Annotated in this window: 15 protein-coding genes; 8 read left to right on the forward strand and 7 right to left on the reverse strand. The window is 45.2% G+C overall.

Translation table 11 applies throughout. The annotated features are described in order from the left end of the window. Positions 1-49 precede the first annotated feature (49 nt). The 3 genes from X939_RS0111175 to X939_RS0111185 all read right to left on the reverse strand — a co-directional run bounded on the left by X939_RS0111175 (position 50) and on the right by X939_RS0111185 (position 4,979). Positions 50-3,217, reverse strand: coding sequence for an efflux RND transporter permease subunit (locus X939_RS0111175; protein WP_025763354.1), 3,168 nt, complete (start codon positions 3,215-3,217; stop codon positions 50-52). A gap of 40 nt (positions 3,218-3,257) precedes the next feature. Continuing rightward, positions 3,258-4,415 (reverse strand): efflux RND transporter periplasmic adaptor subunit, encoded by a 1,158-nt coding sequence (locus X939_RS0111180; RefSeq protein WP_025763355.1) that lies wholly within the window; start codon positions 4,413-4,415, stop codon positions 3,258-3,260. Positions 4,416-4,583: 168 nt separating this feature from the next. Beyond that, positions 4,584-4,979: a hypothetical protein gene (locus X939_RS0111185; protein ID WP_025763356.1), complete on the reverse strand. Its 396-nt coding sequence runs from the start codon at positions 4,977-4,979 to the stop codon at positions 4,584-4,586. A 279-nt stretch (positions 4,980-5,258) separates the two neighbouring features. On the opposite strand from X939_RS0111185, the gene X939_RS23325 reads away from it, so the two are divergent. Further along, positions 5,259-6,299 carry a GNAT family N-acetyltransferase gene (locus X939_RS23325; RefSeq protein ID WP_084299429.1) on the forward strand — a complete coding sequence of 347 codons (1,041 nt, stop codon included), beginning with the start codon at positions 5,259-5,261 and terminating at the stop codon, positions 6,297-6,299. Between the two features lie 129 nt (positions 6,300-6,428). On the opposite strand, the gene X939_RS0111195 is transcribed toward X939_RS23325, so the two are convergent. After that, positions 6,429-6,773, reverse strand: a complete 345-nt coding sequence (locus tag X939_RS0111195; RefSeq protein ID WP_025763358.1) for an avidin-fold protein — start codon at positions 6,771-6,773, stop codon at positions 6,429-6,431. Positions 6,774-7,167: 394 nt separating this feature from the next. On the opposite strand from X939_RS0111195, the gene X939_RS0111200 reads away from it, so the two are divergent. After that, entirely contained in the window at positions 7,168-8,016 is an 849-nt protein-coding gene (locus X939_RS0111200; RefSeq protein WP_025763359.1) for a cupin-like domain-containing protein, read from the forward strand. 74 nt (positions 8,017-8,090) lie between these two features. Continuing rightward, on the forward strand, positions 8,091-10,106 hold the full coding sequence (uvrB, locus tag X939_RS0111205) for an excinuclease ABC subunit UvrB (RefSeq protein ID WP_025763360.1): 2,016 nt from the start codon (positions 8,091-8,093) through the stop codon (positions 10,104-10,106). 48 nt (positions 10,107-10,154) lie between these two features. Here uvrB and X939_RS0111210 read toward each other — a convergent pair whose 3' ends face one another. Further along, positions 10,155-10,697 (reverse strand): 5' nucleotidase, NT5C type, encoded by a 543-nt coding sequence (locus tag X939_RS0111210; protein WP_025763361.1) that lies wholly within the window; start codon positions 10,695-10,697, stop codon positions 10,155-10,157. Positions 10,698-11,150: 453 nt separating this feature from the next. On the opposite strand from X939_RS0111210, the gene X939_RS0111215 reads away from it, so the two are divergent. Continuing rightward, positions 11,151-11,900, forward strand: a complete 750-nt coding sequence (locus X939_RS0111215) for a DeoR/GlpR family DNA-binding transcription regulator (RefSeq protein WP_025763362.1) — start codon at positions 11,151-11,153, stop codon at positions 11,898-11,900. A gap of 3 nt (positions 11,901-11,903) precedes the next feature. Here the strand turns inward: X939_RS0111215 and X939_RS0111220 are convergent, their stop codons facing one another. Both X939_RS0111220 and ileS read right to left on the reverse strand, forming a co-directional pair. Next, positions 11,904-12,683 (reverse strand): SDR family NAD(P)-dependent oxidoreductase, encoded by a 780-nt coding sequence (locus X939_RS0111220; RefSeq protein WP_025763363.1) that lies wholly within the window; start codon positions 12,681-12,683, stop codon positions 11,904-11,906. A gap of 158 nt (positions 12,684-12,841) precedes the next feature. Next, entirely contained in the window at positions 12,842-16,288 is a 3,447-nt protein-coding gene (gene ileS / locus X939_RS0111225) for an isoleucine--tRNA ligase (RefSeq protein ID WP_025763364.1), read from the reverse strand. A 241-nt stretch (positions 16,289-16,529) separates the two neighbouring features. On the opposite strand from ileS, the gene X939_RS0111230 reads away from it, so the two are divergent. From X939_RS0111230 to X939_RS0111245, 4 genes are all read left to right on the forward strand, one after another. Then, complete coding sequence (locus tag X939_RS0111230) at positions 16,530-17,525, forward strand: bile acid:sodium symporter family protein (protein ID WP_044199202.1); 996 nt, start codon at positions 16,530-16,532, stop codon at positions 17,523-17,525. A 12-nt stretch (positions 17,526-17,537) separates the two neighbouring features. Then, on the forward strand, positions 17,538-18,161 hold the full coding sequence (locus X939_RS0111235; protein WP_044198935.1) for a DUF4230 domain-containing protein: 624 nt from the start codon (positions 17,538-17,540) through the stop codon (positions 18,159-18,161). An 18-nt stretch (positions 18,162-18,179) separates the two neighbouring features. Further along, on the forward strand, positions 18,180-19,541 hold the full coding sequence (locus X939_RS0111240; protein WP_025763368.1) for a glutamine synthetase family protein: 1,362 nt from the start codon (positions 18,180-18,182) through the stop codon (positions 19,539-19,541). A 144-nt stretch (positions 19,542-19,685) separates the two neighbouring features. Beyond that, positions 19,686-20,879, forward strand: a complete 1,194-nt coding sequence (locus X939_RS0111245; protein ID WP_025763369.1) for a PQQ-dependent sugar dehydrogenase — start codon at positions 19,686-19,688, stop codon at positions 20,877-20,879. Positions 20,880-21,095 lie beyond the last annotated feature (216 nt).

Raw genomic sequence — 21,095 nt, forward strand, 5'->3', positions numbered from 1 at the left:
AAATCGTATGGGTATTTTCCGCCGGCTGGGATACCGGCGGAAACATAAGTTATATTTCTTTGCTGTCAGCCAGATATTCTGGCTCAGTATTAGCCTGAGGCGTGGGCTGCGATTTGGTGCCAAAGCTGGCGAATAGCACATAAAGACCAGGAATAATCACGACGCCAAACAGGGTTCCAATCAGCATGCCCCCGGCGGCGGCAGTACCAATGGATCTGTTACCGATAGCTCCAGCTCCAGAGGCCATAACCAGCGGGATAAGTCCTGCTATAAAAGCGAAGGAAGTCATCAAAATAGGTCGGAGTCGTTCTGTGGCCCCTTCCAGCGCAGCGTCCACCACCGATCGTCCCTCTTTCTGACGTATGATGGCATATTCTACAATTAGAATAGCATTCTTTCCGAGCAGACCAATCAGCATCACCAGAGAAACCTGGGCATAGATATTGTTCTCCAATCCTAATAATTTAAGTGAAAGGAAGGCTCCGAAAATTCCTGTCGGTAGGGAAAGTATAACTGGTAAGGGAAGCAAGAAGCTTTCATACTGAGCCGCAAGAAGTAGGTATACAAAAAGCAGACAGATTCCAAAGATGAAAATAGCCTGATTACCCGATAGAATCTCTTCGCGGGTCATCCCCGACCAGTCGTAGGTAAAACCTTTGGGTAGGCTCGTAGCTGCGACCCGTTCCACGGCTTTAATGGCATCTCCACTACTATATCCGGGAGCAGCATCCCCGTTGATCATAGCCGAGGTGTACATATTGTATCTGGTAAGAAGTTCTGGTCCGTACACCCTTTCCATTTTGATAAAGGTGGAGTAGGGTACCATATCTCCCCGGTTATTCTTTACATAGAGCTTTAGAATATCTTCAGGATTTTTCCGGTACTGAGGATCGGCTTGTACCATTACCTTGTACATCTGCCCAAAGCGTATAAAGTTGGACGCGTATAAACTACCGACAAGCGTTTGTAGTGTGCTCATGGCCTCATCCACTGACACCCCTTTCTTGGCGGCAATATCGGGATCGACATGGATGAGATATTGCGGGAAACTGGCATCGAAACTACTAAAGGCCGAGGCAATCTCCGGAGCTGCGGCGAGCTCTTTGACGAACTGGTTGGTGATCTCAGCCGTTTTTTGCAGATCATCACTTCCCGTACGATCCTGAACCCGAAGTTCGAAACCGCTGGAGTTACCAAACCCAGGCACGGTAGGAGGAGGGAAATATTGAATTTCGGCATCGGTAATATGGCGGGTAAGCCGTTGCATCTCTACAATGACATCCTTGACCGACTCTGTCCGGTCATGCCAGGGCTTCAGGTTAATCATGGCCATACCATAGGACGCTCCAGCCGATTCTGTCATTAAACTATAGCCCGACAGGGTCGATACCGACTCCACAGGGCCCAGAGTTTCAGCGACTTTCTGAATTTCATTTAATACTTTTTCAGTCCGCTCTACCGTAGCACCCGGAGGGGTCGTCACATTTACATTTAATACGCCCTGATCTTCAGTAGGTATAAATCCGGTAGGGAGAATAGTATTAATGCCATAGGTGCCAATACAGAACGCAATTAAGAGTCCTACCGTAATTACCCGGCGATTGATAATGAGGGAGAGTAATTTCCGATATTTCCCTGATACGGCTTCATATCCATTATTGAACCCCCTGAAGAATCGATCTAAAGGCGTGTTTTTCGAGGGCTGTCCATGGGTATTTTTGAGCATCAATGCGCAAAGGGCTGGCGTTAGGGTTAGGGCATTGATACCCGAGATTACGATGGATATAGCTAAAGTAATAGAAAACTGGCGGTAGAATATACCAACTGGTCCAGACATAAATGCCACTGGAACAAACACGGCGGACATTACCAGAGTAATAGCAATAATAGCCCCACTCATTTCCTTCATCGACTCTATGGTTGCCTCCCGGGCATCCAGATGTTTCTCAGCCATTTTAGCGTGTACCGCTTCCACTACGACAATGGCATTGTCGACGACAATACCGATGGCGAGTACCAGTGCAAATAAGGTTAGTAGGTTAATGGAAAAGCCGAATAGCTGCATAAAGGCGAAGGTTCCTACCAGGGCTACCGGTACGGCCAATGCAGGAATAACCGTAGATCGGAAATCCTGAAGGAAAATAAATACGATGATGATTACCAGAATGAAGGCCTCGATCAAGGTACGGACTACTTCGTCTATGGAAGCATCAAGGAAACGGGAAACGTCATAGGAAATAGCATAGTCCATTCCGGCAGGGAACGAAGTCTCCTTTAGTTCCGCTACCCGCTTTTTTACATTCTCGATAACCTCCTGGGCATTAGAACCCGGCCGCTGCTTAAGCATGATAGAAGCAGAGGGTTTTCCATTGGACATGGAAGTCATATCATATTCCAGAGAGCCAAATTCTACTTCGGCTACATCCCTTAACTTGAGCATGGACCCATCAGGGTTAGCTCTTAAAACGATATTTTCATACTGCTCGGGTTCAAAGAGCTTTCCAGTATATTTTAATACATACTGAAGCATCTGAACATCTTTTCCTGAGCTAATTCCGGTTTTCCCAGGGGCAGCAACAACACTTTGCTGACGAATGGCGGCCACCACGTCATTGGCCGAGACATTATAACTGCTCATACGATCGGGCTTTAACCAAATCCGCATGGAGTAATCACGACTACCCATGATTACTGCTCTACCCACCCCATCAATTCTTTTCAACTCCTTTAGGATATTGATATCGGCGAAATTGTAAACAAAGTCTTCAGCTACTGCCGTATCGGAACTCATAATGTCCAGATACATCAGCATACTGTTTACTTCTTTTTCTGTAGTGACTCCGGCCTTGATAACCTCTTCGGGTAGCTCATCGATAACGGTCTGGACTCGGTTCTGGACGTTTACTGCGGCTAGGTCAGGGTCTATGCCCACGTTAAAGGAAATGGTAATGGTGGTTACCCCATCGTTACCCGAAACAGTTGACATATAAGTCATACCGGGAACCCCGTTAATCGCCCTTTCCAGGGGAACTGCCACGGCATCGACACAAACTTCGGCGTTGGCTCCCGTATAGGTAGCCGTTACCACTACGGAGGGGGGGACAATATCGGGGAACTGAGAAACAGGAAGGCCAAAAAAGGCCAGTATTCCAAGTAAAGTAATGAATATTGAGATGACCAGTGAGAGTACCGGTCGCTCTATAAATTTTTGAAACATGACTGCGCTTTAGAAAGGTAGTAGGATCTATTAATCTGGCTTATAAAGAAGTGATGGTCTTGCTATCTTTTTTCTTCACCTGCTTGCCCTGAAGGGAAATCAACTTGGGTTTGATAGTCATTCCATCTTTTAGCACCTGGATGCCTTCGTAAACGATGCGGTCTCCCGTTTCCAATCCCGATTTGACGATATAATAGTCCCCGATTCTTAGCTTAGGCTCGAATATCTTGGATTTTACGGTATTGTCTTCTCCTACCAAATAGACAAAACTTTTATCCTGAATATCGAAGACTGCCTTTTGGGGTACCAGCAACACTTCGTCTACCATATTGGTAAGACGTACCGTTCCTGTCGAACCATGTTTGAGTATGCCCTGGGGATTGGCAAAGCGTGCCCGAAAGGCAATGGATCCTGTACTCTCATCAAATTGACCTTCCATGGTTTCTATTTTTCCTTTTTCAGGGAAGTAGGTCCCATCGGCTAGCTCCAGATCAATCAGGTTCTCATTTTGCTCTGTTTCACGTCGAGCTTTTACATATTCCAAATACTCATTCTCAGAGACATTAAAATAGACGTTTACATTGGTATTGTCCGAAATAGAAGTAAGCAGGGTTCCTTCGTTAATAAGACTACCAATTTTCAGAGGGATTCTGTTGATCACTCCGTTGAAAGGAGCACGAATCCGGGTATGCGCTAATTGAATGCTCGCATTGGTGACGGCAGAATTTGCTTCTTCTATTTTGGCTTTCACTGCCGAATAATTAGCCTGAGCCACTTCAAGCTCCGTTTTGGAAATAATATCTTTATCCACGAGCAACTTTACCCGTTTGACTTCTAGTTCTGCAGCTTTCGCCTGAGCCATGGCGCTTTGCTGGTTAGCTTTTGCCTTGGCTAGTTCGGCAGAATATTCTTCATTATTGATACGGAAAAGTACTTGCCCCTTTTTTACTGGTTTCCCTTCATCTACATATACTTCTTCTAGGTATCCTTTTACCCGGGCATAAATTTCAACATTTTTGAGGGCATGGATAGACCCAACATATTCCCGGTGAAGCTCTGTCTGCTGGGGGAACAACCGAGCTACAGGGATGGTTAATACCGTGTCCTTATTGTCGGAAACTGTCTCGCTCTGTGTAGAACATGCCGATAAAAATGCCGTGAGGGCCAACATCAGGGTAGGCCAGATAATTTTTTTCATTTTAAATGTAGTGATAAAATTGGGTAGCGGGCACGTTACCTCCAATGCAGACGGTCGATAATGTATCGATCGGCCCATCGATGAAAGGTGCCAATTAAGGGAATTAAAAATAGGAAATTGTAAAGGGCGAAAACCTTTACCGAGCATTCATTTTGGTAGATGAACCTGTCAGAATGGACAGAGTCGATGTAAGAAGCAGTAATAATCGGATAAAATACTTGACCGGTATCCGTAGATTTGGCGACCTAGTGCCACAATGTTCCCCGGACCAGCATAGCCAAAGTAAAGGGCGTTAACCGCTAGTTGTTCGATGCCGATAAAACGGAAGGAGGTACCTCTATGCCTTAGTAGTTCGTTGAGATTTTCTCTCCACTCCGAAACATCTGCTTGTAATATTGCATTATTGTCATCGTAAGTATGGTCAAATTCTATTGCTTCAGTCGCTTGTTTTTCCCTGGCATCGATCCCCCCCATTGTCTTTATAGCCTCGCCCTGAAAGGATAAGGAAGCTGTTGCTAGAAAAGACAACAAACTTAAAAACAATATGAATAATCTTTTTGTCATAGGGTTAAGAGTGGCCAAGGCATTGAAAAATTCATACTTTTATAACCTAAACAAGATGCGTTAATATTATTGTAATGGAATAGTAATACATTATCGCATTCTAACAAATATAAGAATAAGAGCGAAAAAGCCAAATTTTATGCATTGTTAATGAGTGTTAACATTATTTTTGTTAAGGTTTTTGTATTAATGTTTAAATTTTTCTAGATTACTTGTGTATTTTATGTCCGCTAGGTACCCTAGGTGGACAGCATTACTAAGCCCCACGAGGCAATTTATATGAAGGTTGTTTTGGAAACGACCCATTTCAGACTTTCTAAAATGACTCTGGAAGATGGGCAAAAATACCATGCATTATGCACCGATGAGCGCGTCATGCAGTATATCACTGGCAAGGCCTTGTCCAGGGAGGAGTCGGATCGCATGTTGAAAGAGTTTGTAGAATCTTCGCAGGATCACCCCATTTTTGGAAGATACTTCGTAAGTCTGAAGTCGAATGCTGAATTGATTGGTTCTGCTAAATTGGAAGCCTATGAAGACAGTGCCGAGATTGGATATCGCCTGATATGGGACTACTGGGGAAAGGGGCTGGCCACCTTGTTGGCCAGAGAACTCCTGCATCTGGCCCTGGCCAATGTTCCTGTTGCTTCCGTAATAGCATTTGTAGATAATCGAAATTTAGCATCGATCAGAGTATTAGAAAAAGCCGGAATGCAGCTCGAGAATCAATTTGATCTACAGGATGAGATTAGATTAAAATATAAATACACACCTAAATCAAAATGGACTATGAAAACTGTCATTCTAGTGATTTTTGGATTGATTGCGGCCGTGGTGGTAGCCGGGCTTGTAATGCCCAAAGATTACGAAGTCACCAGAAGCATTGTGGTGAATCAACCCAGGGACGCTGTTTATGAATATCTTCGATCCCTCGAAAATCAGGAAAAGTGGAGCGTATGGTCCAAAATGGATCCCAATATGTTCAAAGAGTATAGGGGCGACGAAGGCCAGGTAGGAAGGGTGTACCGATGGAGAAGCGACGAGAAAGATGTAGGAGCAGGTGAGCAGGAAATAGTAAGTATGAAGGAGGGGGTAAGAATAGATTATGAACTTCGCTTTCAAGAGCCCTTCGAATCCGTTTCTCAAGCTTATTTGGAGACAATGGCCCTGGATTCCGCTCAAACCAAGGTAACCTGGGGTTTCGAAGGCAGCATGCCTATTCCTATGAATGTAATGATGCCCTTTATGGATATTGAGAATTCTATAGGGAAAGATTTTGATCAGGGACTGGCTAATCTCAAGGAAATTCTTGAAAGATAAGGAGATAGGCCGGAATTCCCAGATGCAATTGGTTTCTCCCCTGGCTATTTCCAAACAGAGGTTTCTGACAGGAAATGGCCAGGGTGATCTTCTAGTAGGTCGGTCAATTCAGATTTTACTTAAGTTATATTATTTCGGTATCTCCTCTAAGACCGAGCTTCCCGAGCTTCGGTCCCCACTGGTCCACTGCCAGCGCTCATATAAACGTATTCGGCCATCGGGTAGTAGTTCAGGAGTGGAATGACATATACCCGTCCGTAACGCTCCCTCGAAATTAATTTGCTGGTAACGCATCTCTAGGGATCCATCATCCAAAACCAGTGCAAGTAATTGACCATGCCGTACATGCTTTCCCTTGTAGGTACAGGTGACAATGTTATCTGTTTGTCTATATACGAAAATAGTGTCCGCTTCTAATTCGCCATTTTCAGAATTAGATAAAGGTGTAAATCGTCGCTCATGGTAGTTAATCATAGCTGGTAATGTTTTTGTTGCGAATATTATTCATTCGGCCATTTACCGAATATGGCCTCGGTCAGCTGCCGGAACGAGTTTTGGTCTTAATATTAGTAAAATTAAGGCTTAGTGAAAGATATGAAATAGTCCATAATGATGATATTGCTCATTATTTAGGGAAATAGCAAACCGGATACTTAATATTATACAACCTAAGACTGTCACATCTGGAATCTCTTAATTACTTTTACGTACTGAATCAGAAATTGCACGCTGAGTAAGAACTAAATATCATCATTCGTTTGTTGATAGGGGCAACTTTGATTTAGATTGTCTTATTCGGATAAGGCAATAAAGTCGAATACCGATGTTTTGATTCAAAGTACAACGTATTAAATTTTTAGTTTCTATTATGGAATTATTGCAAATAGAGAAGCGTAGTGGCCTAACACGCGAGGAATTTATTGAAAATTACCTAAAGCCCAGTAAGCCCGTCGTATTTACGGATTTGGCTAAGGACTGGCCGGCCGTGCAGAAATGGACCTTCGACTGGCTTCGTGAGAACCATGGAGATTTAGATGTTCCCTTGGTCGACAAGCATATGCATGATGCAGATAAGTATTTTCAGATTGCTAAGACTATGAAGTTTGGAGAATACCTTTCAATGATTGAAAAAGGGCCTACCGATTTGCGTATCTTCTTATTTGATATTTTCAAGAAAGTGCCTGAGCTTGCCGATGATATTCGTTTTCCGACGATTATGGATGGGTTCCTCAAATCCTATAAGTTCGTCTTTTTTGGTGGACAGGACGCCATCACCAGTTTGCATTATGATATGGATTGCTCTAATGTTTTCCTGACGCAGTTCCAGACCCGCAAACAGGTTATTTTATTTTCTCCTGAAGAAAGTAAAAAGCTATATCACCATCCATTTACAGTAATGAGCAAGGTGGACCCATTGAATCCTGATTACGAGCGTTTCCCGGCACTGAAGGATGCAGTGGGCCATGAAACCATTTTAGGTCATGGAGAAACCATTTTTATTCCTTCTTTATGGTGGCATCATATTAAATATGTTGACGGTGGTTTCAGTCTTGCATTACGTGCCAATAATTCAGTATTTACGGCTCTACAAGGTGGCATGAATTTGGTAAGGCATACCTTTGTAGATCGTGGTATGACTTCACTTCTGGGCCTTAAATGGCAGCATTGGAAGGAACGGAAAGCTGTAGAAAATGCGCAATCGACCATGGTAGGATAAGGACCAGGTCTGCGTCATAAGGAAACCGGAAAGGGAGTTATGCTGTTAGCTTAAACATTAAACGAAGCCCTTTTATGGATTTTAAACTGATTTCAGAATATGTGCCGACAGGCGATCAGCCTGAAGCGATAAAGCAACTTGTACAAGGATTGAGAGCCGGGGAACCGGCTCAAACCTTGTTGGGGGTAACCGGGTCGGGAAAGACTTTTACAGTGGCCAACGTGGTAGCCCAGGTAAACAGGCCTACTTTGGTGTTGAGTCATAATAAAACCCTTGCTGCACAGCTCTATGGAGAATTCAAGCAATTCTTTCCAGAGAATGCAGTAGAATACTTCATTAGCTATTACGATTATTATCAGCCTGAAGCATTTATTGCCAGCAGTAATACCTATATAGAAAAAGACCTGCAGATTAATGAAGAAATCGATAAGCTCAGACTCGCTTCAGTTTCTTCGCTGATGAGTGGGCGACGCGACGTCCTCGTGGTTGCTTCCGTGTCCTGCATTTATGGAGCAGGTAACCCACATGAGTACAAGAAAAGTATCGTCAGCGTAAAGCTGGGGGATATTGTCAGCCGGAATCAATTTCTTTTTCGATTGGTGGAAATTCTGTACAGCCGTACTGAACTAGAATTTTCCCGCGGTACTTTTCGAGTGAAAGGCGATACGGTAGATATATTTCCTGGGTATGCTGACTTTGCCTACAGGATCATCTTTTTTGGGGATGAAATAGAAGAAATACAGCGAATAGAACCGGATTCTGGAAAAAAAATCTCTTCGGAAAAGGCTGTAGCATTATTTCCGGCCAATCTATTCGTAACCGGCAGAGATGTGCTTCAGCAGTCTATCAAGGAGATTCAAGACGATTTGGTGGGACAAATCAAGTACTTTACCGAACAAGGTCGTCATGCCGAAGCCGAGCGTATTAAAGAGCGAACCGAATTTGATATCGAGATGATGCGCGAACTGGGTTATTGTTCGGGTATCGAGAATTATTCCCGCTATTTCGATAGGCGGAGTCCTGGACAGCGGCCCTTCTGTCTGCTAGACTATTTTCCGGATGACTTTCTGATGGTGGTCGATGAGAGTCATGTCACCATGCCTCAGATTAGGGCCATGTGGGGGGGAGACCGTTCCCGAAAAGAATCCTTGGTCGATTATGGCTTCCGCCTACCTTCCGCCATGGATAATCGTCCACTTACCTTTCAGGAATTTGAAGGGCTTACATCCCAAAGTATTTTCGTGAGCGCTACCCCGGCTGATTATGAGCTAAGAAGATCGGAAGGGGTGGTGGTAGAGCAGATCATACGCCCCACCGGACTGTTGGACCCCATTATCGAGGTGCGGCCTAGCCTAAACCAGATCGATGACCTGCTGGAGGAAATTACCGAGCGGATTAAGGTAGAGGAGCGGGTGCTGATTACTACGCTCACCAAACGGATGGCAGAGGAACTAAGTAAATATCTGGATAAGGTTGGTATAAAATGTCGTTATATCCACTCCGAGGTCAAAACACTGGACCGGGTAGAGATTCTACGGGAGTTGCGACTGGGTGTATTCGATGTATTGGTGGGGGTCAACTTGCTCCGAGAGGGGCTGGACTTACCCGAAGTTTCGTTGGTCGCCATTATGGATGCCGATAAGGAAGGATTCCTAAGAGATTCACGATCTATGATTCAGACTATTGGTAGGGCGGCCCGGAACCAGAACGGAAAGGTGTTGATGTATGCCGATGTAATGACAGGTTCCATGAGCCAGGCCATTGATGAAACCAACCGTCGCCGCAGTGCCCAGATAGAATATAATACTTTGCACGGTATTACGCCTACTACGATCTTGAAATCGAAAGAGGCTATAATGGAACAGACTTCAGTCGCCGATTCGAAGGTGCGGAAAATTTATGTAGAACCTCAGGAGCTCAAGGTTGTGGCCGATCCTGTTGTACAATTTATGGGCAAAGACGAGCTTAAAAAACTCATAGCGGAAACCCAACGTAAAATGGAACTCGCTGCCAAGGATATGGATTTTCTGGAAGCAGCCCGCCTTAGGGATGAACTGTTGCAGCTGAAAGAACGGGTAGCAGAAAAATAGGGTAAATGGCCATGCCGGCAGTGGGTATGGCCATTTATCCTAATATCTTTATGGTGCAAGGCGCTCTTCTACGAGTAGCAAATCCAACGCTTCAGCCCAATTATTGACCCGGGTGTGACGCTCCACATTTATGTTATGACCAGCCGTAAATAATATAGTTTCTCCCTTAAACGGATCGAGGTTTTTGGTATGGTCATCGATCAGAATATCGGTGCCGATAATACTTTTATCCCCACAGAGTACGATATTTCTCCAGGAAATAAAGGGCAGATATCTGGCCAGCCAATCATGTTTTTCGATCAGAGAATTAGGGAACTCCATGGCAGCCGAGACAATATATAGGTCATAATGCTCCTTCAAACTCTGCAAGGCCTCTGCGGCACCTTCAATAATAGGGGCGTTGAGGAAGAAGCCCGGCTGGTATAGCAGACTTCTGGCAGCTATAGGATCGGGGAAGGCGGCATCTTCAGGGATACCTCTCATAGCCTCTCTTTCTACCCGCAGTCCAAATGCCTTTTCATACCAATTGATCCAGTTAAGTTCTATATCGACCAAAACGTTGTCCATGTCGATGGCGATGCTTTTTTTCATATCAATAAACTGATAATGATGATTAATAATGCAATATTATGCAAATAAATTTAATTCATTGACTATAATTTGCAAAATATTGCAACTTGGGGCGGATCTGATCCTTTTTCTCTCGCAATAAACCGGCCTTTTTCGGATAATATGGTATCCTTTGGAAAAATAAATTGACTTTATCTGCGCTGGATAAAGAGTGCGGCTGGTATATGATGGTAATATCTTGCTAGTTTTTTTTATATGCTGTTTGCAAAGCAGCTATATATGGGCTGAGCAATTGTCTTTGATGTGGGCATTGGAGGCAGGTTGCGGAATGCCTCTTTTTTAGACATTTAAAAAACATTTCTACCTCCTCCCAAAATAAATCCATAATTTTGAATTTAAGATTACTTCGGAACTACGATGCCTATTGGTCGGAGGGCATTTCCTTGCACTGTGCCGGCCGGTTATTTTCCTGATATGTTAAAACAAGAACGATTTCAAGTCATCCTCGATCAGCTGGGTCAGAACAATCGGGTGCTGCTCACCGAACTGAGCGCCCTGCTCGGTGTCTCCGAGGATACAGTAAGAAGAGATATCAAGGCCCTTTCTGATCAAGGTCTCTTGCAGGCTGTGCGTGGCGGAGCGGTACCTCCTTCCCCGGTACCACACCAGTTTAAAGATAGAATGACCTATGGTAATGAGCAAAAAAAGCTGATTGCTCAAAAAGCAGTAGGGCTACTCAAAGATGGACAGGTAATAATACTTGATGGGGGAACCTCTACCTTGCTGCTGGCTACTTTATTACCTGCGGATATCAGTTTAACGGTCATTACCAACAGTTTTCCCATCGCCTCAGTGCTCGAAGAGCACCAAGGGGTAGAGGTACTTTTTGCTGGCGGGCAACTGATGAAGAGCTCCTTCGTTACCGTAGGAGCGGATACCATTGATTTCTTCCGGAAGTTCCGTCCGGATATCTGCTTTTTAGGGATCTGCAGTATTCATCGTGATTACGGTGTAACGGGTCCCGATTTCGAGGAAAGTCAAGTGAAGGCGGCGATGGTTCAGGTGTCCAAAAAAGTTGTCGCCCTGTCGTCCACGGAGAAAATGGACACGGCAGAGTCCTATTATATCTGTCCGGCCGACGAGCTTCACAGCATCGTGACCGATCAGATAGGCGATATGGTTCTGTTTGAGAAGTATAAAAATTTAGGAATAAAACTACTCTAACTCTTATCGGGGCCCCATCCGCAGCGCTCCATCCAGGCGGATGACCTCCCCATTTAGCATGGGGTTTTCAACGATGGATTTTACCAGCTGCGCATACTCTGCCGGTTTACCCAACCGCGGTGGAAAGGGAACTTGTTCGCCCAAGGAGCCCTGGGCTTCCTGTGGTAGGCCTGCCATCATCGGGGTTTCGAAAAGTCCGGGGGCGATGGTCATTACCCGTATGCCTGCCCGGGAGAGATCGCGGGCCATGGGCAGGGTCATACTGGCTACCCCTCCCTTGCTTGCGGCATAGGCTACTTGGCCCATCTGCCCGTCGTAGGCAGCAATAGAGGCGGTATTGATGATCAAACCCCTTTCTCCCACTTCATTGGGCTGGTTTCTTTCCATGGCAAAAGCGGCGAGACGGGCTACGTTAAAGCTTCCAACCAGATTGATCTTAACCGTTTTCTCAAACAGGGCCAGATCGTGTGGTCCGTATTCTCCTTCGAACTTTCCCACCGTCTTGCCTACGGGAGCGATACCAGCACAATTGACCACCACATCCACAGAGCCGAATACCTCGATCATTTTTCCTATCGCCGTCTCGATATCTTTTGGGACAGTTACGTCGGCCAAGAGGGACAGAAACCGGTCATGGAATTTGTGTTCAATCGTTTTTTTTGCCAGTTCATGTAAGTCAATAATGCAAACCTTTGCCCCGTGGTGCAAGGCGAGTCGGGCGGTAGCCTCTCCCAGACCAGAAGCTCCCCCTGTTATCAGTACATTCGAATTTCGTAGATGCATAGGTTATTGCTAATAAATTTGGGTTCAATATAGTTAAAATATGGTTTTTTGAGTAAAAATAATCGAGGTACTTATTCATTGGATGGAATCGGAAGGTTATAAAAAAACCGTGTTGACAAAGAAATCAACACGGTTTCAAATAAAATTGCGAGGATGAACTAGGCTATTACCTCAATTTTGAGTTTAAGCAGGAATTCGTCCATTTCAATTTCGGTAGCCTCACCATTCAGGTCCGCCACAATATTTAGCTCTTGTGCCTGTACTTCCTGCTGGATATAGGCTGAATTATCCATAATGGCCTCAGAAAGCAGTGCGTCAGAATCTTGTAGATTGATTTTGATCTTATCAACCACATCAAAGCCACTGTCTTTGCGCAGGTTCTGTACCCTGTTGACAAAGTCACGGGCGATGCCCTCCTTACGTAGGGCGTCGGTAACGGTGATGTCCAGGGCCACGGTGAGCCCGTCTGCACTGGCAACCAGCCATCCGGGTACGTCCTCTGCCACAATCTCGACATCGGAGAGGGCGATCTCCAGCATTCCTGACTGCCCGATAAGTTCGATATTGCCATGTTTTTCCAGACTCTTGATATCCTCTTCCTTTAGAGCAGAAATAGCTGCTGCCACTTCTTTCATCTTAGGCCCGAATTTGGGTCCTAGCGTCTTAAAATTAGGTTTAATCTTTTTCTTGATCACACCGCTATCGTCTTTCACAAATTCCACGTCCTTAACGTTCACCTCGGTGAGGATGATACTTTTCACCTGCTCGATTTGCCGTTGCGTATCGGCATTTAACACCGGGATCAATATCTTGGATAGAGGCTGACGAACTTTGAGTTTATTGCCTTTACGGATAGAATGCACCAAAGAGCTGATGGATTGGGCTAGCTCCATAGATTTCTCAAGATCCTGGTCAATTTCATCCCTTTTAATCTCGCTAAACAAGGTAAGGTGTACCGACTCGAAGCGGAATGGGCTGTTATTGGCCTTAGCCGTTTCCCTTAATCCGTCAGTTAGGTTCTTGTATAGCCATTCTCCAAAGAAAGGTGCGATGGGCGACATCAGCTGGGATACGGTTACCAGGCAGTGCTGCAAGGTTTCGTAAGCGGCCACCTTGTCGTCGGTGAGGCCAGCGCCCTGCTCTTGCGAAGGATTCCAGAAACGGCGGCGGTTGAGGCGTATATACCAGTTTGAAAGTTGGTCGGTAACAAAATCCTGAATGAGGCGCCCGGCTTTGGTAGGATTATAATCTTCATACTGAGCCGTCACCTGATCGATCAAGGTATTGAGCTTGGAAAGGATCCAGCGATCCAATTCCGTGCGCTTGGCCATGGAGACAGATTTTGTCTCGTCAAATACATACCCATCCAGATTGGCGTATAAGGCGAAGAAATTATAAGTATTAAACAAGGTGCCAAAAAATTTTCGTTGCACCTCGCCAATTCCTTCAATATTGAATTTAAGGTTGTCCCAAGGCTCCGCATTGGTGATCATATACCAGCGGGTAGCATCAGGGCCATATTGACCAATGGTTTCAAATGGGTCTACCGCATTGCCAAGGCGCTTGGACATCTTATTGCCCGCTTTGTCGAGTACCAGTCCAGTAGATACAACATTTTTGAAGGCAACAGAGTCGAAAAGCATAACCGATATCGCATGGAGGGTGAAAAACCAGCCACGGGTTTGATCCACACCTTCAGATATAAAGTCGGCGGGGTAGCTTTCATTAAAAATCTCTTGGTTTTCGAATGGGTAGTGCCACTGGGCATAGGGCATGGCTCCGGAATCGAACCAGACGTCGATCAGATCGGGTTCGCGGAACATCAGATGGCCATTTTTAGATACCAGACAGATGGTGTCTACATAAGGCCGGTGCAGGTCAAATTCTCCACTCTGCAGCTTAGCGAGATATTCGGAGTTGTGAAGCGCCTGCTCCCGGGTGAGGTGCTCTGAAACAATGGTTTCTTCTAGGTGATGCTTTAGTTCCTCTATAGAACCAATACAAAGCTCATCGCCGTGGTCGTTTCTCCAGATAGGCAGGGGTGTACCCCAGTATCGAGAACGGCTGAGATTCCAGTCTACCAGGTTTTCCAGCCAGTTGCCGAAGCGTCCGCTCCCAGTGCTTTCGGGCTTCCAGTTGATGGACTTATTGAGTTCCACTAACCGATCTTTCATGGCTGTAGTTTTGATAAACCAGCTATCGAGCGGGTAGTACAAAACGGGCTTGTCGGTACGCCAGCAGTGTGGGTAAGGGTGCTCGTATTTTTCTACCCTAAAGGCTTTACCCTCTTCTTTCAGCTGAATAGCGATTAGCACATCCGTAGGCTTAAATGCGGGGTCTGCCTGATCTTCGGCGGAGTAGTATTCCGGTTTCACAAACCGCCCGGCGTAGGGGCCTATTTCTTTCACAAACCTTCCCTGCCGGTCGACAATGGGTACCTCCTTTCCGCTCTCATCCCGAACCATTATGGCCGGAATGCCATTGGCCTGTGCGACACGGAAGTCATCGGCCCCAAAGGTAGGGGAGGTATGGACGATACCGGTACCATCTTCAGTAGTAACGAAGTCGCCAAGGATCACCTGAAAGGCCTCTTTGCCAGTAGGCCCTTTGTCGGGAATCACATAAGGCATCAATTGCTCGTAGCGGATGCCTTCCATTTGTTTTCCCTTAAATTCGCTTAGGATGGTCCAGGGAAGTACCTTTTTATCACTGGCCTGGTAGTTGTCGAAGTCCGCATCTTTCCCTTTTTCAGAGAAATACTTTCCTACCAGATCTTTGGCCAAAACTACCGAAACAGGGCTATGCGTATATGGATTAAAAGTCTTAACCAGAACATAATTAATGCCCGCTCCTACGGTCAGGGCCGTGTTGGCAGGGAGTGTCCAAGGGGTAGTGGTCCAGGCTAGAATACGAATGTCCTCTTGAGCATAGTCGGAAAAAATTGCTTGAGAGGCAGCCTCCTTAACTTTGAACATAGCCACAATGGTCGTATCCTTCACATCCTGGTAGGTGCCAGGCATGTTGAGCTCGTGAGAGGAGAGTCCTGTGCCGGCAGCGGGAGAGTAGGGCTGAATGGTATAACCTTTATATAGCAGCCCTTTGTCGTAAAGCTTCTTTAAAAGGCTCCACAAGCTTTCTATATAGTCACTTTTATAGGTGATGTAGGGATCGTCCAGGTCTACCCAGTAGCCCATTTTTTCGGTCAGGTCGTTCCATTGATCGGTAAACTTCATAACCGTTTGCTTACATCTTTCGTTGTATTCGGCTACGGAGATCGTCTTTCCAATGTCTTCCTTGGTGATTCCCAATTCTTTTTCTACCTGCAACTCTACGGGAAGACCGTGCGTATCCCAGCCTCCCTTACGCTTTACCTGAAAGCCTTGTAAGGTCTTATAGCGGCAGAAGATATCTTTGATGGTGCGAGCCATGACATGATGAATGCCTGGGGCTCCATTGGCCGAGGGTGGACCTTCAAAAAAAGTGAAGCCTGGAGAGCCTTCCCGTAAGGAGACGGAGGCCTCAAAGATTTGTTGTTCCTTCCAGAATTTTAATACCTCGTCACCCACCTGTGGGTAGCTCAGATTTTTATAGGCATTGTATTTCATAATCTATTATGCGCTAACAGCTGTTGACAGTTAGCATTAAACAAATTGGGTATATGGCTCGAATCAATTAAAGTCCGCAAAATTACAGATTTTTTCGGGGAAAGCAGGTACAACCTCTTTCACATCTGTCCTTGAACCGCGCTAATAAGGGCCGCTTTTTATAATTATAGATATTTAATGACTTACTTAGGCTGCAATCCCTTATTTTGGGGCTATGATTAAAGACCGGATAAAATGGAGTATGCTTGCAACAGGGGCCCGCAGGGTGGGCCTCGACGGATTTATGTTTTCCTTGTTCGCCATTATTGGCCTGGCTTATTTGTGGCCATATCCAGGAACCGAGCAGAGTCCGCTGCACCTACCCGTGGTGTCGATGTATGCCGTTTCCTTAATTTTTTTCTTTTATGGATTAAAATTAAATCCCAGTAGTTTAAGGGAAGGCCTCCGAAATTGGAAGTTGCATATCTTAGTTCATGCAGCCACATTTCTATTATTCCCTATTCTGGTTTTTATGATCAGACCCCTATTTCAACAGGCCGGCCAAGATGCCTTATGGCTCTCTATCTTTTTTCTGGCGGCTTTGCCTTCAACCGTTTCTTCATCGGTTGTCATGGTGTCATTAGCCCAGGGAAATATACCCGCGGCTATTTTTAATGCCAGTATTTCTAGTCTGTTGGGGGTGTTTCTCACCCCTTTGTGGATGGGGCTGGTTTTAGGTAACTCCAGCCTGTCTTTTGATCTTGGGCCAATAGTCGGAAAACTGGCCTTTCAAGTACTTTTACCAGTGACACTGGGCTTTATGATGAACAGACGCTGGGGTGAGTGGGCGTATCGCCATCGTCAGAGAATTAAGTTACTCGATCAGTCATCGATCCTGTTGATCGTTTACACTTCTTTTTGTGCCTCTTTCGCCGAGCGTTTATTTAGTGGAATGGGGATGTCCGAACTTTTGTTATTAGCAGCGGGCATGCTATTATTATTCTGGTTCATGTATTTACTCTTAACTATGGTAGCCGGATTTCTGAGGTTTAACCGGGAAGATAAGGTTACAGCCGTGTTTTGTGGATCCAAAAAATCATTGGTACAAGGTGCCGTGATGGCCAGGGTGTTATTCGTGGGCCCTCAAGCCGGTTTAATGCTTCTGCCTATTATGACTTATCATGCCTTGCAGCTGATTATGACCAGTATGCTTGCCCAGAGAATGGCCGAAAAACTAAGATTAAAACAACAGCTTTGAATTTGTTAAATTATGCGTTTAATCAACTGGATCGTAAGATTGATTGTGTTTGCCCTGCTGATTTTAGGCCTGCGCAGTGTGTATTTGTTATGGAGCAATGGGGAAGGACTTCCCGGTTGGTGGTCGGGAAAGGAAACTGAAGAAACGACCCATCATGTTTTGTTACAGGAAATTACGGCCATGGGGAAGTTAGAATTGGTGAAGTATAATTTCAAGGATGTGGTCGAGCAGCAGATCGTGAAGACCTGGCTTCCCAATGCCAAAGCAATATTGATTGTGCAGGGGGAAGCCATAGGTTGCATCGACCTTACCCAGGTGGTGATAGCGGATATCAGTTCCGAAGAAGAGGTTCTGGTAGTCAATCTGCCTGATCCAGAGCTTTGTAATTTTAAAATCGATCATACCAAATCCAAAATATACAATTTGGAGTATGCCTTTATGGAGGAGTCAAAACTGATTGATGAGGCCTATCGCCAGGCAGAAAAACAAATTCAGACCTCCGCGCTTGATATGGGAATTTTAGATCAAACCCGTGAAAATGCTCGGAAAATATTGATTCCAATGCTTGAAAAGGCATCTGGAAAAAAAGTAGTTCTAAAATTCCCCCTCCATGCACAAGTAGATAAATTAAGATAAACCTAAAACCTACATTCTATGATTACCCTTGAAAACCTAGCAGTATTAATAGAAGAAGAACGTGTGGACACCATTGTTGTAGCCTTTACCGACCATTATGGCAGGCTGCTGGGCAAGCGTGTGGACGCCGACTATTTTATGGATAGCGTGGTTCGCGATGGTACTCATGGTTGCAACTATCTGCTTACGACGGATATGGAAATGAATCCGGTTCCCGGGTACACTTATGCCAACTGGGAGCTTGGCTATGGCGATTTTCATATGGTACCCGACTTGAGCACGCTGAGAATTGCCGACTGGCTGGACAAAACGGCAATGGTCCTTTGTGATTTGGTAGATGAAAAAAATCATTCTTTAGATATTGTCGCCCCACGATCCATATTAAAAAAGCAGTTGGAGGCAGTGGCACAGGATGAGCTAGCCTGTTTTGCCGCTTCAGAACTGGAATATTATCTTTTAGAAAATAATTACCGTGAGGCTTTTGATAAAAACTACCAGGATCTTAAACCCGCTGGATATTATTTGGAAGATTACCATATCATGCAGGGTACACGCAATGAGCATTTTACTTCTAAAGTGCGTCGTCATCTCAAAAAATCAGGGGTTCCGGTGGAGACTTCCAAGGGGGAATGGGGCCTGGGGCAGCATGAATTGAACGTGCGTTATGCCGAAATCTTACCCATGGCTGATAATCACGTAGTTTATAAACAGTGTTTAAAGGAGGTAGCTGACGCAATGGGCCTTAGTGTCACTTTTATGGCAAAATATTCCACTGACCAGGCAGGGTCCAGCAGTCATATCCATATGAGTCTGTGGAAAGATGGGAAGAATGCCTTTATAGGAGATCAGGTGTTTGGGCCTGTAAAAGGTTCGGATCTATTTCGCTGGTTTCTGGGTGGATGGATCAAGTATGTGCCCGATGTGATGCCTTTTTATGCGCCTACCGTAAATTCCTATAAGCGCTTCGTAGACGGTTCGTGGGCGCCTACTCGGTTGGCATGGAGCTACGACAACCGCACGGCGGGTTTTAGGGTGGTAGGTTCAGGAGCTAGTTTGCGCATCGAATGCCGCATTCCTGGGGCCGATTGTAATCCTTACTTGGCCTTTGCGGCTTCCTTGGCATCTGGATTGGCGGGGATTAAGAATAAAATTGAGCCGCCGGCCATATTCGAAGGAGATATCTATGCCGCTGCGCACCTTCCCAGGGTGCCTTATACCCTGGCAGAGGCCATCCCTCTCTTCGAAAATAGTACTTTCGCCAGCGAAGCTTTCGGCGAGGAGGTGGTGAAACATTACACACATTTTTTTAAACAAGAGCAGAAAGCATATAATGAATCGGTGACGGACTGGGAGCGCAAAAGGTATTTTGAGCGAATATAATTCGGTATCTTTAATCCCATATTTTATTTATTCCTCGCATCCGATGTTAATGGAACGGTTTTGTAGCCATAAACGCAGCGGTAGCTTTAGAGTACTGAAGTTTTTTGATCGTTATTGTTTTACTAGACATTAATCAACTATAAAATGAAAAAATTTGGACCATTAGCCCTTGCGATTGTATTCTTTTTGAATCTGTCCTGCCAATCGCAAACAGAGCAGAAGAAGGAGGAGGTTTCGTCAGGGAAAGGTGTAGGCCTTCAGCTGATTACCGATGAACTTACGCTTCCCACAGCCTTTGCTGTAACCAGCCACTCACCGGAGCTTTTATTTGTTACCGAGCAGGAAGGGCGAATCCGAGTGATTCAGGATGGGCAGTTAAGACAGGCACCATTTCTGGATATTACCAATGAGGTGTTAAAAAAGGACGGTTATGACGAGCGGGGTTTGTTGGGCCTTGCCTTTCACCCTAACTACGCTTCGAATGGTTTGTTTTATGTCTATTGTAGTGTTGAAGCGAAGGGTGCTAATCACCGGTCTGAAGTTCGGGAGTATAAGGTGCAAGCCGGTAACCCACTTGTAGCCGACAAGGCTTCCAAGCGTGTAGTCCTGGAATTCGATCAACCTGAAGGGAACCATAATGGAGGAGAGTTGAAGTTTGGGAATGATGGCTTCCTCTATATTGGGGTAGGTGATGGGGGTGGTGCCGGTGATAAACACGGCACTATTGGAAATGCTCAGGATCGCAGCAATCTTTTGGGGAAAATCCTTCGTATCGATGTAAATCAAAAACCTTATGGTATCCCCAGTGACAACCCCTTTGTAAGTGAGAAGAATGTACGTCCGGAAATATATGCCTATGGTTTGCGAAATCCCTGGAGATTTAGTTTTGACAAGGCCGATCAGCGGCTATTTGCGGGAGATGTGGGTCAGAATAAGTATGAGGAGATTGATATTATTGAAAAGGGGGGAAATTATGGTTGGAGAGCACTAGAAGGATTTCAGGTCTTTAACGACAAGGACCCCCAGCCCAAAAATCCAATTGACCCTATTTTTGAATATCCACATTCGGAAGGTATCAGTATTACAGGAGGGTATGTTTATCGTGGAAAGTCGATACCTCATTTAGCAGGGAGTTATATCTATGGCGATATGTCGGGCCCCATTTGGAAGCTAAGCCAGGGTGCGGATAAAAAATGGACCAGCGAGAAAATGGAGATATCTAAGAGTACTGGCTATTGGCATGTTTACAGTTTTGGAGAAGACCTTGATGGAGAGCTCTATGTATTGGTGCGCATACTGGGCGATGCCAAGGGTGCGGTATATAAGCTGATTCCCTAGCGGAAAATTGCGGTTAATAGCACAATGAGGCCTGATCGGATTGGGCCTCATTTTTTTATGATGTTTTTGAAAAACGGGTTTGTGTCAATTCCCCATCCCCGGATTAGGAATGTTTATTGTATGGCTTCTAAACCTGATATAAATTATTAAGTGATATCTCTCTTCTTTTCAAAAAATAAAAATGTAAAAACATAGCTTATCCTAAAGTTCTAATCG

Origin of the sequence: Dyadobacter tibetensis Y620-1, assembly GCF_000566685.1 — a bacterium.
Classification (GTDB): Bacteria; Bacteroidota; Bacteroidia; order Cytophagales; family Spirosomataceae; genus Dyadobacter; species Dyadobacter tibetensis.

Bases quoted from the DNA above. Each gene is read 5' to 3' on its own strand.
- X939_RS0111175 (WP_025763354.1), bottom strand. From the start codon at position 3,217: ATGTTTCAAAAATTTATAGAGCGACCGGTACTCTCACTGGTCATCTCA.
- X939_RS0111180 (WP_025763355.1), bottom strand. From the start codon at position 4,415: ATGAAAAAAATTATCTGGCCTACCCTGATGTTGGCCCTCACGGCATTT.
- X939_RS0111185 (WP_025763356.1), bottom strand. From the start codon at position 4,979: ATGACAAAAAGATTATTCATATTGTTTTTAAGTTTGTTGTCTTTTCTA.
- X939_RS23325 (WP_084299429.1), top strand. From the start codon at position 5,259: ATGAAGGTTGTTTTGGAAACGACCCATTTCAGACTTTCTAAAATGACT.
- X939_RS0111195 (WP_025763358.1), bottom strand. From the start codon at position 6,773: ATGATTAACTACCATGAGCGACGATTTACACCTTTATCTAATTCTGAA.
- X939_RS0111200 (WP_025763359.1), top strand. From the start codon at position 7,168: ATGGAATTATTGCAAATAGAGAAGCGTAGTGGCCTAACACGCGAGGAA.
- uvrB (WP_025763360.1), top strand. From the start codon at position 8,091: ATGGATTTTAAACTGATTTCAGAATATGTGCCGACAGGCGATCAGCCT.
- X939_RS0111210 (WP_025763361.1), bottom strand. From the start codon at position 10,697: ATGAAAAAAAGCATCGCCATCGACATGGACAACGTTTTGGTCGATATA.
- X939_RS0111215 (WP_025763362.1), top strand. From the start codon at position 11,151: ATGTTAAAACAAGAACGATTTCAAGTCATCCTCGATCAGCTGGGTCAG.
- X939_RS0111220 (WP_025763363.1), bottom strand. From the start codon at position 12,683: ATGCATCTACGAAATTCGAATGTACTGATAACAGGGGGAGCTTCTGGT.
- ileS (WP_025763364.1), bottom strand. From the start codon at position 16,288: ATGAAATACAATGCCTATAAAAATCTGAGCTACCCACAGGTGGGTGAC.
- X939_RS0111230 (WP_044199202.1), top strand. From the start codon at position 16,530: ATGCTTGCAACAGGGGCCCGCAGGGTGGGCCTCGACGGATTTATGTTT.
- X939_RS0111235 (WP_044198935.1), top strand. From the start codon at position 17,538: ATGCGTTTAATCAACTGGATCGTAAGATTGATTGTGTTTGCCCTGCTG.
- X939_RS0111240 (WP_025763368.1), top strand. From the start codon at position 18,180: ATGATTACCCTTGAAAACCTAGCAGTATTAATAGAAGAAGAACGTGTG.
- X939_RS0111245 (WP_025763369.1), top strand. From the start codon at position 19,686: ATGAAAAAATTTGGACCATTAGCCCTTGCGATTGTATTCTTTTTGAAT.